The sequence below is a fragment of the Streptomyces marokkonensis genome, from assembly GCF_039539045.1.
Classification (GTDB): domain Bacteria; phylum Actinomycetota; class Actinomycetes; order Streptomycetales; family Streptomycetaceae; genus Streptomyces; species Streptomyces marokkonensis.
This window is the reverse complement of sequence record NZ_BAABCQ010000209.1, coordinates 1-12,119: the sequence shown is the minus strand read 5'-3', so window position 1 is coordinate 12,119 and position 12,119 is coordinate 1. Positions and strand designations below refer to the sequence as shown.

Sequence of the window (12,119 nt, the reverse complement as noted above, 5' to 3'; positions counted from 1 at the left end):
ACGTCCTCGGACCGCACGACGACCGAGGTGTCGACCAGGTCGGTGACTTCGGCCCTCGAAACCTCGCAGGCCCGAGGAGCCCCAAAATGCAACTCGCCGCGATCATCGTGTCGCTGGTCCTGATCGTGGTCGGCGTCGCACTGTTCGGCCGCGCCGTCCTGCAGATCTACAACTCCATGCGGCTGGGCCAGCCCGTACCGGCCGGCACCCGGACCGACGACCCCACGCAGCGCACCATCACCGTGGTCAGGGAGTTCCTCGGCCACACCCGGATGAACCGCTGGGGCATCGTCGGGGTGGCGCACTGGTTCGTGGCGGTGGGCTTCTTCTCCCTGCTGCTGACGATCGTCAACGCGATCGGCCAGCTGTTCGAGGCCGACTGGATCCTGCCGGTCATCGGCGACTGGGCGCCCTACAACGTCTTCGTCGAGTTCATCGGCACGATGACGGTGCTCGGCATCCTGGTCCTGATCGGGATCCGCCAGCTGAGCAAGCCGAACAAGCCGGGCCGCAAGTCCCGTTTCGCCGGCTCCAACTTCGGCCAGGCGTACTTCGTCGAGGCCGTCATCCTCATCGTCGGCGTCTGCATCTTCATGCTGCACGCCCTCGAGGGCGCCCTCCATCACGTGGACGGCTACGAGGCGTCGTTCTTCATCTCGTACCCGGTCGTCTCCGCGCTCCAGGACCTGGACGTCTCCACGCTCCAGAACCTCGTCTACCTCTTCGCCGGCCTGAAGATCGCGACCTCCTTCATCTGGATGATCACGGTCGCCCTGAAGACCGACATGGGCGTGGCCTGGCACCGCTTCCTCGCCTTCCCGAACATCTGGTTCAAGCGCGACGCGAAGGGCGGCACCGCGCTGGGCGGGCTGCTGCCGATGACGTCCGGCGGCAAGCCGATCGACTTCACCGACCCCGGCGACGACGACGTCTTCGGCGTCTCCCAGGTCGAGCACTTCTCCTGGAAGGGCCTGCTCGACTTCTCCACCTGCACCGAGTGCGGCCGCTGCCAGTCGCAGTGCCCCGCCTGGAACACGGGCAAGCCCCTCTCCCCCAAGCTCCTGATCATGTCCCTGCGCGACCACGCTCACGCCAAGGCCCCCTACCTGCTGGCCGGCGGCGGCAAGACGATGGAGGGCGAGGAGAAGGCCTCCGAGGAGCAGCTCAAGGACGTCCCCGCGGCCGCCCTCGCCGAGGCCGAGCGCCCGCTGGTCGGCACCCTCGAAGAGAACGGCGTCATCGACCCGGACGTCCTGTGGTCCTGCACCACCTGCGGCGCCTGCGTCGAGCAGTGTCCGGTGGACATCGAGCACGTCGACCACATCGTCGACATGCGCCGCTACCAGGTCATGATCGAGTCGGCGTTCCCGTCCGAGGCGGGCACGATGCTCAAGAACCTGGAGAAGAAGGGCAACCCCTGGGGCCTGGCGAAGAAGCAGCGCCTGGAGTGGCTCAAGGAGCTCGACTTCGAGGTCCCCGTCGTCGGCAAGGACATCGAGGACCTCACCGAGGTCGAGTACCTCTACTGGGTCGGCTGCGCCGGCGCCCTCGAGGACCGCGCCAAGAAGACCACCAAGGCGTTCGCCGAGCTCCTCCACATCGCGGGCGTCAAGTTCGCGATCATGGGCGGCGACGAGAAGTGCACCGGCGACTCCGCCCGCCGCCTCGGCAACGAGCCCCTGTTCCAGGAGCTCGGCATGGAGAACGTCATGTCCCTCAACGCCGCCTTCGGCGAGGAGATGGACGAGGACGGCAAGGTGCTGCCCGAGTCGGCGAAGCCGAAGTCGGCGAAGAAGATCGTCGCCACCTGCCCGCACTGCCTCAACACCCTCGGCAACGAGTACCCGCAGCTCGGCGGCGACTACGAGGTCATCCACCACACCCAGCTGCTCCAGCACCTCGTGGACGAGGGCAAGCTGCTCCCGGTCACCCCGGTCGAGGGCATCATCACGTACCACGACCCGTGCTACCTGGGCCGCCACAACAAGATCTACACGCCTCCGCGCGAGATCATCGCCGCCGTCCCGGGCGTCCGGAACGAGGAGATGCACCGCCACAAGGAGCGCGGCTTCTGCTGCGGCGCCGGCGGCGCGCGGATGTGGATGGAGGAGCGGATCGGCAAGCGCATCAACAACGAGCGCGTGGACGAGGCCCTCTCGGTCAACCCGGACATCGTCTCCACCGCCTGCCCGTTCTGCCTCGTCATGCTGACCGACTCGGTCAACGGCAAGAAGAACGACGGCAAGGCCAAGGAGTCCATCCAGGTCGTCGACGTCGCCCAGCTCCTCCTCGACTCCGTCAGGACCCCGGCCGACCCGGCGGGCGAGCCGGAGACGGAGAGCGAGCCGACACCGGAACCGGTGAAGTAACCGGCCCCTCCCCTCGCCGACACCCCCAGGCCCGTACGGTTCCCCACGGACCTGGGGGTGTCGCCGTGTACCACCGGTACGCGGTGTCCGATGAGGCATCGGACGAGGTAACCGAGGAGGACCCCTCGGGGGAATCGTCGGAGAGTCCTCGGGGAGTCCTCGGGGAACACCCGTAAGGGATGTCACAGCTCAGCCGCAAAGGACGTTCCGAAGGGCCGGTACCGGCACGTCACTCTCCGGGACCAGGTACGTTCGAAGACGTGGCTGGATTCAGGATCGGACGCGGCCGGGACAACGGCGCTCCTCACGCGCGACCGCAGAACCCTCCGTACGGACAGCAGGCGCCCCAGGGACCGTCGTACGGCGGTCCCGCGACGCCTCAACAGCCGTACCCGCAGCAGCCGTACGGAGGTGGCGGCCCGGCCCCCGGCGGCTCACCGTGGCCGCAGCCGCACGGCCAAGGACACGGTGAGCCGGAGTACTTCGGCGACGGCGGCTACCCCCAGGGCGGGCCGCACCACCCGCAGGGAGGCCAGGCCCCGTACGACCCGTACGCGGCGAACAACCCGGGCCACACCCAGGCGTTCGCGGTCGGCGACGACCCCTACACCCAGGGCGGGACCTACCGCGCCGGCGCCGCCCCTCCGCCCGGCCCGGTCGGTCCCCGCCTGCACTGGAAGGCCCTGCTGAGGGGCGTCGTCCTCGCCCCCAACCAGACCTTCCTGCAGATGCGGGACTACGCGATGTGGGTCCCGGCGCTCATCGTGACGTTCCTCTACGGCCTGCTGGCGGTCTTCGGCTTCGACGGCGCCCGCGAGGAGGCGATCAACGCCACCCTCTCGAACGCGATCCCGATCGTCCTGACCACGGCCGTGGCGATGGTGCTGAGCGCGTTCATCCTGGGCGTGGTGACCCACACCCTGGCCCGCCAGCTCGGCGGTGACGGCGCGTGGCAGCCCACGGTCGGCCTCTCCATGCTCATCATGTCGATCACGGACGCCCCGCGCCTGGTCATCGCGATGTTCGCCGGCGGCGACGCGCCCTTCGTCCAGATCCTCGGCTGGGTCACCTGGGTCGCGGGCGGCGCGCTGCTGACCCTGATGGTCGGCCGCTCCCACGACCTGCCCTGGCCGAAGGCGCTCGGCGCGTCCGCGATCCAGCTGATCGCGCTGCTGTCGATCGTGAAGCTCGGCACGTTCTGACGCCCGACGGACGCACGGAGGGGCCCACGGCATCGCGCCGTGGGCCCCTCCGCATGTCCGTGGACTCGGACGTCAGGCGTCGAGCACCTGCCCGGACCGCCGCACTACGGGCTCCTGGACCGACCACGGGAAGTTGATCCAGTCGTCGGTCCGCTTCCACACGTACTCGCACTGGACGAGCGAGTGGGACTTCTCATAGATCACGGCGCTGCGGACCTCGGCGACGGTGTCCAGGCAGAAGTCCCGCACCAGCTTGAGCGTCTTGCCGGTGTCGGCGACGTCATCGGTGATGAGGACCTTCTTCCGGGAGAAGTCGATGACGTTGGGCACGGGCGCGAGCATGACCGGCATCTCGAGCGTGGTGCCGACGCCGGTGTAGAACTCCACGTTCACGAGGTGGATGTTCTTGCAGTCGAGGGCGTAGGCCAGCCCGCCCGCCACGAAGACCCCGCCACGCGCGATGGAGAGCACTATGTCGGGCTCGTACCCGTCGTCGGCGACGGCCTGCGCGAGTTCGCGCACGGCGACGCCGAACTGCTCGTAGGTCAGATTCTCCCGAACATCACTCATGCGCGCGTCCCGCCTGCGTTCTCGCTGGTCATACCTGGGTCCGATGGAAGTTGAGGAAGGACCGCGAGGCCGTCGGCCCCCGCTGTCCCTGGTAACGGGACCCGTACCGCTCGCTCCCGTACGGGTGCTCGGCCGGCGACGTGAGCCGGAACAGGCAGAGCTGCCCGATCTTCATCCCCGGCCACAGCTTGATGGGCAGGGTCGCGAGATTGCTGAGCTCGAGCGTCACGTGCCCGGAAAAGCCGGGGTCGATGAACCCGGCGGTGGAGTGCGTGACGAGTCCGAGCCGCCCGAGCGAGCTCTTCCCCTCCAGCCGCGAGGCGAGGTCGTCGGGCAGTGAGACGACCTCGTACGTACTGGCCAGCACGAACTCACCGGGGTGCAGGATGAACGGCTCGTCCCCCTCCGGCTCCACGAGCCGGGTCAGGTCCGTCTGCTCGACGGAGGGGTCGATGTGCGGGTACCGGTGGTTCTCGAACACCCGGAAGTAGCGGTCGAGGCGCACGTCGATACTCGACGGCTGCACCATGGAGTCGTCGAAGGGATCGATGCGGACCCGCCCGGAATCGATCTCGGCCCGGATGTCCTTGTCTGAGAGAAGCACGCACCGAGGATACGCAAGGCGCGCGGAGCAGCGACAATCGCCGCCGCACCGCGCGCCCGGTCCTACTGGGCCCTACGAGTCCTACTGGGTCCCGCCGGGGGGGTCTCCCCTCCGGGAGACCGGCTACCGCTTCCCCGATCCCACCGGCACGGCACTCCGCAGCCGCGCACACCGCGGACATCGGACGAGCCGGCCGGGGCCGAGTCGCTCGGCCTGCTGCATCGGGAACGAGGCGGCGGTGAACACGTGCCCATCGGCACAGCGGAGGACGGTGCGATCCATCAAGTCCTTCAAGTCCCTTCCCCAAGAGCCGCGTCTGGCTTACTACCCTGACGACAAAAGCCACAGTACGGGATCAAAGAGACGACTCTCCAGGCGGCACTCCGGCCCCACCCGGCCCCACTCCCGGACCTGCTGCCGGGCCCCCACCGTACGCCCCAACTCCGGCCCCCCGCAGCCGCATCACCCCCATCCGAAACGCCCGCCGCCCCACGGTGAGAACACCGTGGGGCGGCGATGGGGTAGAGTGAGCGAGAGTCCAGGCACCGACCGCGGTCGGCGTCTTGCGCGGGTGTAGTTTAGTGGTAGAACATCAGCTTCCCAAGCTGAGAGTGCGAGTTCGATTCTCGTCACCCGCTCCATGAGAAACCCCCAGGTCATTGACCCGGGGGTTCTTTGTTGTCTGGACCAGTGGGCAGGCTGCGCACCACAACCGCACCATAAGGACGCGCTACCCGGTCCCGGGCCGGTCCTTGTGGTGCGCGTCGTCGTCGCCGGTGTGGTTCTTCGCACGCTCGGCACGCACCATGTCGTCGAGCCCCGAAGCCACATCACGTTGCCGCTCCTCGTCGGAGTGCTGATAGATCAGCGCGGCCTTCTCGGACGACTGACCGGCGCGGACCATCGTGTCCTTGAGGGTGGCCCCCGAACGGGTCGAGAGCGTGTGCCCGGTGTGCCGCAGATCGTAGAAGCGGAACCCCTCCGGAAGACCGGCGACCGTGCGGGCCCGTCGCCACTTCCGCCCGAACGAGGTGCGCCGGAAAGGTGCGCCCTTCTCACCGACGAAGACCAGACCGTCCGGCCCCTTCTCGGCGAACCACGCGAGGTGCTGCCTCACCTCCTTGTGCAGGAAGGCCGGGAGGACGACGGCCCGGACACCGGCATCGGACTTGGTCTCACCGGGAGCGCGTTTGCCGTTGGTCCGCTCCGGCTCGGCGACACGGACGCGGATCACCATGTGGTCGAGGTCGACATCCCGGCGGCGGAGGCCGGCCAGCTCCTCGGGGCGCATCGGGCCGTACGCGCCGAGGTAGACCATCAGGCGCCAGCGGATGTCGATCGCGTCGGCGAGGCCGTCCACCTGGGCGACGGTGGCGATGCGCCGTTCAGCGGCCGATTCCTTGCCCGCGCCCTTGATGCGGCACGGGTTGCGGCTGACCAGGTCGTCGTCGACAGCCGTTTCAAGGATGCCCTTGAGGAGGCGGTACGACTTGGCGACGGTCGTCTTGGCGGCGGTAGTGCGGAGCCGCTCAGCGCGCCACTCGCGCACGCGGGGTGCCGTGATCTCGTCCAGGTCGAATGTGCCGAAGGTCGGGAGGATGTGCAGTCGGAGGAGGTGTCGGTACAGGTCCTCGGTACGAACCGCCAGCTCTCGTTCCTCGACCCACTTCTCGGCGTAGACGCCGAAGTTGACAGCCCCGGCATCAGGAGCGCGCCAGTCCCCGCGGCTGAGGTCTGCCTCGACCTGGGACAGCCAGATCTCGGCGTCCTTCTTGGTCTCGAAGGTCTCTTCCGCACGGTTGCGCTCGCCGTCGGGCCCAAGGTACGAAGCCGTCCACCGGCCGGACCGGTACTGCCGCACCGCACCGAAGCGCCGACGCCTTCCCTTCCTATTGGCCATCAGGCAGCCCTCCACAGTCCGGCGCGTCGGAGCCTCACCGGTTCCACGGTGTGGGCGTCCACGTACGCCTCTACGGCGCTCTCGGGGATGCGGACGTGCCGACCGACCTTCACGAAGGTGATGCGGCGTTCCTCGATGAGGCGGCGGGGGAAGCGGACGCCCGTACCGAGGCGATCGGCGACCTGGTCCACGGTGAGGAGGCGGTCCACGGTTACCACTCCTTCTCGTCGGCAGACAGCGCGGCCAGAGCCTCACGGGCGGTCTCCCGGTTGAGTCGGATGTCCCGAGCGATGGTGGCGGCGAGAGCGGACTCACCCGGAGTGTGGCCGTGCCCGGCGTACTGCCAGTCGGTAAGGACGAGGACGGTGTCCGGCTCGCGGTCGTCCAGGCCGATACCCCCGGCGTCTTGTGCGGCGCGGTAGTCGGCGCGTGCCTGGCGGAGGGTGCCGAGGGTGGTGGAGTAGTGGCGGGACTTGGAGGAGAAGTGACCACGGAAGCCGAGCATGTGCGCCCAGGCCCAGAGGCGCCGGTCCGGGTACAGGCCGTCCAGGTCACGGCACGCGGTGATCAGTCGGCGGGTGTGGTCCGGGACCCGGTGACGTTCGAGTTCGGAGAGCTCCCCGATGCGGCGGTCAAGGGTGCCGGTGTTCTCCGCGGCTTTGGTGGAGTACTTGGCGACGTACGAGGCGACGGCCTGTTCGGTGATGTCGGAGCCGTCCCCGAACGCCCTCACCGGCCGGACGTCGAGCTGTGTGCCCCAGCGGAACGACCGGGCCGGTTGGTCCCCTGCGGCCGGTACTGAGACCGAGGTGTAGGAGTGGGCCGCAGCCGCACCGATCGCATCGGCGAGGACACCGACCGTGGCCCACGCGGGCGGCGGCGTTCCGGGACCCTCCGGTCCGTCGAGCCGGATCACCGCATGGAAGTGCAGGGCACCACGCTTCTGGAACTCAGCAACCTTGCCGTACGAAAGGCGGACGTGGTCGGCGAGTTCCCGGCGGGGAAGGCCGGCGCGGGCGGCGAGTTCGCGACGCAGGCGGGTGCTGAAGCGCTGCCAGAGTTGCCCAGCGTGGTTGTTGAACAGCACTGCGCCCGCATAGTCGTACGTCGCCGGGTCGAGGGCGGTGCCCAGTTCAAGCGCGTCGGGAGCGTGGCCGGTGCCGCAGCGGCAGACGCCGTGATCGGGACGGTTGTGGACCGGGCCGAACGAGGGCGCGGTGAGTGTGGCGAAGACGCGCGGGTGATCGCGGACGGTGGCGGGGATGTCGCGGCGGTCGTCACCGGCGAGGCCGGCGCGGATGAGGTGGTAGGTGTCGCCCGCGTAGGTCCAGGCGCAGGCCGGGCAGCGGGAGGCGCGGCGGTTGCCGCAGGCGAGACGGAGGCGCCCGCCAGGCTCAACAGCGGTCGTGTAGTGGTGCAGGGTTTCGCCAGTGATCTTGTCCTTGTGGAGGGTCCAGCCGGTGAGGTGGATGGGGTCGGAGCAGCCGCCGGTGCGGCGGATCTGGTCTTCCCATCGGGTGGCGGGGCCGAGGAGGGGTTGGCGGGTGAGTGGGCGAGGAGGGTGCCGCCCATGAAGGCGAGGGCGGGCCAGGCGGCGACGAGGATGCGCAGCCAGGCCGGGACGTCGTCGAGGTCGAGGAGTCCGGCGGTGGCGACGTTGGCGCCGAGGGAGGCTACGAGGGCGATGAGGAACCAGCACCAGGCCAGCCGGGACGGCCCGTCGGTACGCAGCCGTCGCCAGGCGGCGACCAGGAGCAGGTCGACAGAGACGGGATAGGCCCAGGCTTTCCAGCCGGTCTGTCCGGCAGCGGCGGCGAGGTCGTGGAGGTGGGCGAAGGACAGTGCCCCGGCAATGACGGCCTGAACGAGTACGGCGTCGACGCGGAGTGCGGGGCGGGCCATCACGGCTCCTTCCTGTGATTAGGCAAGGCGGGGGTAGGGACCCGGCGCGAAGGACGGTCGCGCCGACCGTGGGAGGGGGAGGAGTCAGGCGGTGGCGGGCGCTGTCTTGGACAGCGGCACGCGGGCCGAGGGCAACGGAGCGAGCGCGGGCCGGAAGGGCGCGAGGGCGGGCAACTCGGGTGTGCGGTCGGCGTGCTTGTTGCAGACGTTCACGGCCTGGCGCAGCGTGGTGTGCGGGGCGCGGATGCGGTGCCAGCCGCCGGTGAAGTCTCCGGCGATGGCGATTCCGCGTGTCTCGGCGGGAATCTGGATGGCGGCGAGGACGGCGTCCGGGGCGATGTCGCCGAAGGCCATGTTCGCGGACGTTTCGTCGTTGACGCGGTGGGCGGTGCGGCCGGTGAGCTGGGCGCGGAGCATGGTGATGCCCTTGCCGAGTTCGGAGCCGAAGCGCTGCCCGCAGATCTCCAGGTAGACGCCGGCCGCGCGGCCGAGCTGGGCGAGGCGGACCAGGGCGGTGATGATCCGGTCCCGCCGCTTCTCTTCCTCCTTGCTCGCGAAGAGCGCGAGTTCGGCGACCTCGTCGACCAGGACCACGACCGGCACCGGCCGCACGTCCTCGGGCAGGTCCCAGATGTCGGCGGCGATCTCCGCATCCGGCACGGCGACACTGATCCGCTGCTCGGCGCGGATGAGCTGATACACGTCCTGCATGTGGGACACCAGCGCCTCCAGCAGCTCCAGCGCGGTATCCGGGTTGTCGGCAAGCGCGGAGAACCGGCGGGCCAGCGGGAACAGCTCGACCCCTTGCTTGCAGTCGATGCCGACCAGCGCGACATGGTGCGGGGCGAGCCCGGCGACGAGGTTGCGCTGATAGACGGACTTGCCGGACTCCGTGGCCCCGAGGGTCAGACCGTGCGGGACGACGCGGTAGTCGCGGTAGTGCACCGATCCGTCCTCCCGCAGCGCGACCGGGACACGCATCGGGCGGGCGTCGGTCTTGGCCGGCATCTGCACCCGCTTGAGCACGTCGTAGCCGGTCATCCGGATCTCGACCACACCGGAGCGCAGCTCACGGGAGGTGACGCCGTACATCCCGAAGGAGTGGCGCAACCGGTCCGAGGCGGCGGCGACGTCGAAGGCGTCCTGTCCCGGGCGGAGTTTGAGCCTCAGGACCAGGCCGGTGTGGGTGGGCCGCAGCCGCAGGATGCGCGGCGCGCGGGACTCCGGCGCCGGGCGGTTGGTCATCCGGGCCAGCATGAGGCGCCAGCGCGAGGGCGGGACCGTCAGCCCGCAGGCCTCCATGACGGAGGCGTAGCGGACCAGGACGCGCACGACAGCGAAGGTGACCCCGAAGGTCATCCAGTACCAGGCGGGACGCCGCCACCGCAGGAGCCCCGCAGCGGCGACGACCACCAGCAGTAAGACCGTCGGCCACGTCATGGCTCAGGCCGCCTTCGAGCCCGTGCCCGTGGTGGCCAGCGAGGTGACGGCGACCGCGCGGAAGGCGATGCCGTGCCGCTTCTGGCCGTTGAAGTCGTTCTCCCACGGCCGGGCGATCAGACCCGTGAGCGCGACCGGGGTGCCCATGGTCAGCTCCCCGGAGATGCCGGTCTCCGGGACGGTGACGGACAGGATCTCGACTTCATCGTTGGCCGCGAACATCACGTTCACGGTCATCAGCTTCGCGCCGGTCTCGGCGTCGAGGGCCAGTTCGCCGGTCCGGCGGTCCTTCACCTTGGGCTCCGGGGTCTTGGCGACCATCACGACCGCAGCGGAGGTGTCGACGGGGATCTGACGCACAGCGGATCACTCCTCTATAGGTGCTGGACTCTGTCACTCATGTACACGAGTGACATGAAGAAGAGTGCACCACTCCTATACATGAGTCAACCCGCCGCGACACCGAAGTCACGACGGGTTGCGAGAAGTTGAGCGAGCGTCAGTCGGCCGCAGGGATCCGGTACTCGAAAACGAACTGATCAGCAGCCATGAGCGTGTCGCAGACCTCCACCACGACTCCAGCCGTCGTACGAGCCTCCCGGATCAGATGAACCACCGGCGCACCCGGACTCAGCGCCAACTCGGAAGCTTCCGCCTTGGAGGCCGGCCGCGCTTGCAGCGTCTCGACGAACTCCGCGAACTCATGCCCGTGGTCTTCGAGTCGGGCATAGATGCCACCCCCGCCGGGGTTCTCGGCGAACAGCTCGGGGATGTCCTTGACGACGTCCCACGGAAGGTAGGAGGAGGCGGTCTCGACCGGGGTGCCGTTGCGGAAGTAGAGACGCCGCCGGGCGAGCACTTGAGTGCCGGCGGGAACGCCCAGCCGCTGGGCGGTATCCGCGGGGGCCTCCATCGGGCCGATGTAGAGGACGCTCACCTTGGCCGTGGCACCGGACTGCGCGGACTCCGCGAGGTACGCGGCCTTGCCCCCCTGGCGGAGCGAGCGCCGGAAGCGGTCGGAAGAACGGTGCCGCACCGGCGGCCGGTCCTTCACGATCGAACCCTTGCCGTGCCGGGTCTCGACGAGCCCACTCGCCCGCACCTCGACCATGGCCTTACGGATCGTGCCCCCGGACACGCCGTAGCGGTCCACCAGCTCCGACTCACTCGGCACCATGTCACCAGGCTTGAGCACACCCGCCCGGATCTGCTGCACGATCTCGTCCGCGATCTGCACGTACCGAGGCCCGGACCTGCCCCCCTCTACCGCAGTTCCCATAGTCCTTCTCTGCCTCCTATGCTCCTGTACATGAGTCAACCACAGGAAGCAACGTCGACGCCCCTGCACTCCGTGTCCGTAGCCGGGGTAGTGGTGCGCGAAGACGGCCGCCTCCTGGCGATCCGCCGAGCCGACAACGGCACCTGGGAACTCCCCGGCGGCGTACTCGAACTGGACGAAACCCCGGAAGCCGGCGTCGCCCGCGAGGTCCTGGAGGAGACAGGCGTCCAGGTCGAGGTCGACGAACTCACCGGCGTCTACAAGAACACCACCCGAGGCATCGTCGCCCTGGTCTTCCGGTGCAAACCCTCCGGCGGCGTCGAGCGCACGTCCAGCGAGTCGACAGCCGTCTCCTGGCTCACGCCCGACGAGGTGAGTAAGTACATGGCCGAGGTCTACGCAGTCAGGCTCTTGGATGCCCTGGACGGCAACGGTCCTCACGTACGAAGCCACGATGGCAAGCACCTCATCCCAGCGGGATAAGACTTTCCCTACTTCATCAAGGCCCGCGCAAGACACGGGCGCGCGCCGCCGGGCGCGGCCCGCCTCCTGTCTTCGCCCCGGCTGGCCGCGCCCGGCGGCGCGCTCGGCGGCTGCGGGCATGAAGTGGGGAGACACCCTCTGTGGCTGGGGCGGTCGGCTCCACGGCTTTAGGCAGCCACTTTGGGGCGAGCCTCTAAGATCTTGGCCCCAACGTCGTGCTTTAACGGGCAGGTCCACAGACTGCCCGACTCGCCATCAGCTTACGGGGCCAAGATCACTCGCCCCAAAGCAGCTCCAGCCCAAAGCCGCTCCACCGACCACTTCGCCTACCCACCGCAGCGAGTGTCATCGGAAATTCCATAGCCGCTAG

General features: G+C 68.9%; 11 protein-coding genes, 1 tRNA gene and 1 pseudogene. 4 read left to right on the top strand and 9 right to left on the bottom strand.

The genetic code is table 11. The features are described 5' to 3' along the window. Positions 1–86: 86 nt before the first annotated feature. Together ABEA26_RS32340 and ABEA26_RS32335 are read left to right on the top strand one after the other, a co-directional pair. Positions 87–2,369: a (Fe-S)-binding protein gene (locus tag ABEA26_RS32340; RefSeq protein ID WP_345597165.1), complete on the top strand. Its 2,283-nt coding sequence runs from the start codon at positions 87–89 to the stop codon at positions 2,367–2,369. 179 nt (positions 2,370–2,548) lie between these two features. Continuing rightward, the gene (locus ABEA26_RS32335; protein ID WP_345597164.1) at positions 2,549–3,571 is read left to right on the top strand and encodes a Yip1 family protein; all 1,023 of its coding nucleotides are present in this window, start codon (positions 2,549–2,551) and stop codon (positions 3,569–3,571) included. A gap of 72 nt (positions 3,572–3,643) precedes the next feature. Here ABEA26_RS32335 and ABEA26_RS32330 read toward each other — a convergent pair whose 3' ends face one another. Together ABEA26_RS32330 and dcd are read right to left on the bottom strand one after the other, a co-directional pair. After that, positions 3,644–4,141: a phosphoribosyltransferase gene (locus ABEA26_RS32330; protein ID WP_345597162.1), complete on the bottom strand. Its 498-nt coding sequence runs from the start codon at positions 4,139–4,141 to the stop codon at positions 3,644–3,646. 28 nt (positions 4,142–4,169) lie between these two features. Continuing rightward, the gene (dcd, locus tag ABEA26_RS32325) at positions 4,170–4,745 is read right to left on the bottom strand and encodes a dCTP deaminase (protein WP_279566075.1); all 576 of its coding nucleotides are present in this window, start codon (positions 4,743–4,745) and stop codon (positions 4,170–4,172) included. A gap of 567 nt (positions 4,746–5,312) precedes the next feature. Here dcd and ABEA26_RS32320 point away from each other — a divergent pair. Beyond that, a tRNA-Gly gene (locus ABEA26_RS32320) sits at positions 5,313–5,386 on the top strand. A gap of 89 nt (positions 5,387–5,475) precedes the next feature. Here the strand turns inward: ABEA26_RS32320 and ABEA26_RS32315 are convergent. From ABEA26_RS32315 to ABEA26_RS32285, 7 genes and pseudogenes are all read right to left on the bottom strand, one after another. Next, positions 5,476–6,645, bottom strand: a complete 1,170-nt coding sequence (locus ABEA26_RS32315) for a tyrosine-type recombinase/integrase (RefSeq protein WP_345597160.1) — start codon at positions 6,643–6,645, stop codon at positions 5,476–5,478. Continuing rightward, positions 6,645–6,863, bottom strand: a complete 219-nt coding sequence (locus ABEA26_RS32310; protein WP_345597158.1) for a helix-turn-helix domain-containing protein — start codon at positions 6,861–6,863, stop codon at positions 6,645–6,647. Before ABEA26_RS32310 ends, ABEA26_RS32315 begins: the two co-directional genes overlap by 1 nt. Next, positions 6,857–8,236 (bottom strand): replication initiator protein RepSA, encoded by a 1,380-nt coding sequence (gene repSA, locus ABEA26_RS32305; RefSeq protein WP_425587934.1) that lies wholly within the window; start codon positions 8,234–8,236, stop codon positions 6,857–6,859. Before repSA ends, ABEA26_RS32310 begins: the two co-directional genes overlap by 7 nt. A gap of 14 nt (positions 8,237–8,250) precedes the next feature. Further along, positions 8,251–8,547 (bottom strand): annotated as a pseudogene (locus tag ABEA26_RS32300) (DUF2637 domain-containing protein); the annotation flags it as partial. A gap of 84 nt (positions 8,548–8,631) precedes the next feature. Next, a complete protein-coding gene (locus ABEA26_RS32295; protein ID WP_345597157.1) occupies positions 8,632–9,987 on the bottom strand; it encodes an FtsK/SpoIIIE domain-containing protein in 1,356 nt (451 codons plus the stop codon). A 3-nt stretch (positions 9,988–9,990) separates the two neighbouring features. Beyond that, positions 9,991–10,347: an SCO3933 family regulatory protein gene (locus ABEA26_RS32290; RefSeq protein ID WP_279566084.1), complete on the bottom strand. Its 357-nt coding sequence runs from the start codon at positions 10,345–10,347 to the stop codon at positions 9,991–9,993. Positions 10,348–10,486: 139 nt separating this feature from the next. After that, positions 10,487–11,266, bottom strand: a complete 780-nt coding sequence (locus ABEA26_RS32285) for a GntR family transcriptional regulator (protein WP_345597156.1) — start codon at positions 11,264–11,266, stop codon at positions 10,487–10,489. 18 nt (positions 11,267–11,284) lie between these two features. On the opposite strand from ABEA26_RS32285, the gene ABEA26_RS32280 reads away from it, so the two are divergent. Continuing rightward, positions 11,285–11,749: an NUDIX hydrolase gene (locus tag ABEA26_RS32280; protein ID WP_345597154.1), complete on the top strand. Its 465-nt coding sequence runs from the start codon at positions 11,285–11,287 to the stop codon at positions 11,747–11,749. Positions 11,750–12,119: the final 370 nt, after the last annotated feature.

Coding starts and splice junctions, on each gene's coding strand:
- ABEA26_RS32340 (WP_345597165.1), top strand. CDS start 87: ATGCAACTCGCCGCGATCATCGTGTCGCTGGTCCTGATCGTGGTCGGC.
- ABEA26_RS32335 (WP_345597164.1), top strand. CDS start 2,549: ATGTCACAGCTCAGCCGCAAAGGACGTTCCGAAGGGCCGGTACCGGCA.
- ABEA26_RS32330 (WP_345597162.1), bottom strand. CDS start 4,141: ATGAGTGATGTTCGGGAGAATCTGACCTACGAGCAGTTCGGCGTCGCC.
- ABEA26_RS32315 (WP_345597160.1), bottom strand. CDS start 6,645: ATGGCCAATAGGAAGGGAAGGCGTCGGCGCTTCGGTGCGGTGCGGCAG.
- ABEA26_RS32295 (WP_345597157.1), bottom strand. CDS start 9,987: ATGACGTGGCCGACGGTCTTACTGCTGGTGGTCGTCGCCGCTGCGGGG.
- ABEA26_RS32285 (WP_345597156.1), bottom strand. CDS start 11,266: ATGGGAACTGCGGTAGAGGGGGGCAGGTCCGGGCCTCGGTACGTGCAG.
- ABEA26_RS32280 (WP_345597154.1), top strand. CDS start 11,285: ATGCTCCTGTACATGAGTCAACCACAGGAAGCAACGTCGACGCCCCTG.